This window comes from Mesorhizobium sp. M7A.F.Ca.CA.002.04.1.1 (assembly GCF_004022805.1).
In the GTDB taxonomy this organism is placed as follows: Bacteria; Pseudomonadota; Alphaproteobacteria; order Rhizobiales; family Rhizobiaceae; genus Mesorhizobium; species Mesorhizobium ciceri.
In genome coordinates, this window is record NZ_RZPL01001289.1 from 1 (window position 1) to 522 (window position 522).

Annotated in this window: 1 pseudogene; it reads left to right on the forward strand. The window is 65.7% G+C overall.

What is annotated here, in order from left to right:
• A pseudogene (locus ENZ75_RS33840) lies at positions 1-522 on the forward strand (oligoendopeptidase F); the annotation flags it as partial.

Sequence of the window (522 nt, forward strand, 5' to 3'; positions counted from 1 at the left end):
GAATGGAACCTTGCCGACCTCTATGCCGGCATGGACGCGCCGGAGCTGAAGCGCGACATCGCCAAGGCCGCCACCGATGCGACCAGTTTCGAGAGCCGCTGGAAGGGTACGCTGGCCGCCGAAGCCGAGCGCGGCGGCGCCGGCAGGCTGGGCGAGGCGCTTGTCGCCTACGAGGCGCTGGAGGAACTGATCGGCCGCATCGTCTCCTATGCGGGACTGGTTTATGCCGGAAACACCGCCGATCCCCAGCGCGCCAAGCTCTATGGCGACATCCAGGAGAAGATGACCGACGCCAGCGCGCACCTTCTGTTCTTCGCGCTCGAACTCAACCTGATCGACGATGCGTCGATCGAAGGCGCGCTCGCCGGCGATCCCGCCTTCGGCCACTATCGGCCATGGGTGCTCGATCTGCGCAAGGACAAGCCTTACCAGCTCGAGGACCGCGTCGAGCAGCTCTTCCACGAAAAGTCGATCCCCGGACGCGGCGCCTGGAACCGCCTGTTCGACGAGACGATGACCGAC